The sequence below is a fragment of the Myroides albus genome, from assembly GCF_009711045.1.
Classification (GTDB): Bacteria; Bacteroidota; Bacteroidia; order Flavobacteriales; family Flavobacteriaceae; genus Flavobacterium; species Flavobacterium album_A.
On the sequence record NZ_WMJX01000141.1, the window covers coordinates 1 to 352 of the forward strand.

1 protein-coding gene is annotated in these 352 nt (G+C 36.6%); it reads right to left on the reverse strand.

Going from position 1 to position 352, the window contains the following annotated elements; genetic code table 11:
- Nucleotides 1-352: hypothetical protein (locus GJV76_RS15845; protein WP_230381588.1), on the reverse strand; the 352-nt coding region annotated here is incomplete at both ends.

Sequence of the window (352 nt, forward strand, 5' to 3'; positions counted from 1 at the left end):
TCTGTAGAGAAATCATCGTTCACTTTGATATGTATGGTAATTGGTGTTTCTGGACTTGAAACCTTACTCATTAACGCATACATCTCTTCAAAATCGTAACGCATAACTACGTAATCTATCTGTTTTGTTCCCTTTTTATTGATATTTAATCTCGTAAACACTGGAATAGCCTTAGCCCTTCCCTTGAAGGGATTCAATGGGTTCTCCTTAAAAAACAAAATAGGATTAACTCTTTCTGCATTGTACATTTCAACCTTATACTGATAAACTTCATAGCCCTTAGGTAAATCCCACTTTAACTCCCAATTAAATCGCGTGCGATACTTATCCCAGATACCCAGAGGAAGTCCGT